We start from the raw sequence: 805 nt of genomic DNA, 5'->3' as shown, positions 1-805 counted from the left end.
CTGGAAGGCGGGCGCGGCCTATCTGCCGCTGGACCCGGAAGATGCGCCGGACCGGCTTGCCTTCATGCTGGAGGATTGCGGTGCGGGTCTGGTCGTTACCAGCCGGGCGCTTTCGGACCGCTTGCTGGTTCTTTCCGGCAGTCGGCGGCAACAGGTGTTTGCCGATGCGGCCGGAGAGGGGATTGCTCCAAACGGTGCCGATGCCGGGGTTAATGCCGGGCCGGAGACCGGCCTGCCGGGGCCGGGCACGCCGCAGGCGCTCGCCTATGTGATTTACACATCCGGGTCGACCGGCCGGCCGAAGGGGGTTCAGGTCAGCCATCAAAACCTTTTGGCGAACACGCTGTCGGTGATGCGGATCGGCGGTTATGACACCGGCGGCCGGCTGTTGTCGGTGCTGAAGCCGGTATTTGATGCGGCCTTGCAGGAATTTGTCCTGCCGCTTGCGGGTGAAGGCACGCTTGTGTTGTGCGACCGGACCCGGCTTGGCGAGAGCGGCTATGTGGCGGGTCTTGTCAAGACGCACGGGATCGGCCTCATCGAGGCCTCTCCGCCGCTTTGGCAGATGCTGCTGGATGTCGGTATCGGGGAGCTTGCCGGTGTCAGGGCTGTGATTGGCGGCGAGGCGCTGAGCGCGGAGCTGCGTGCCCGGCTTCTGGACCGGGGGGCCGAGGTCTGGAACGCCTATGGTCCGTCGGAAACGGCAATCGGGGTGGCCTGGTCGCGGCAAGACGGCGGCACTGCGCTGCAGTCCATCGGCGCGCCCTATCCGGGGACGCAAGGTTATGTTGTTGATCCTCATCTC

Annotated in this window: 1 protein-coding gene; it reads left to right on the top strand. The window is 66.1% G+C overall.

Annotation, left to right across the window (positions count from 1 at the left end; all coding sequences use genetic code 11):
* Positions 1–805: AMP-binding protein (locus E1297_RS01195; protein ID WP_155132864.1), on the top strand; the 805-nt coding region annotated here is incomplete at both ends.

It is taken from the genome of Roseibium sp. RKSG952 (assembly GCF_009711355.1).
The sequence above is the reverse complement of the archived record's forward strand: the minus strand, read 5'-3'. Positions and strand labels throughout refer to the sequence as shown.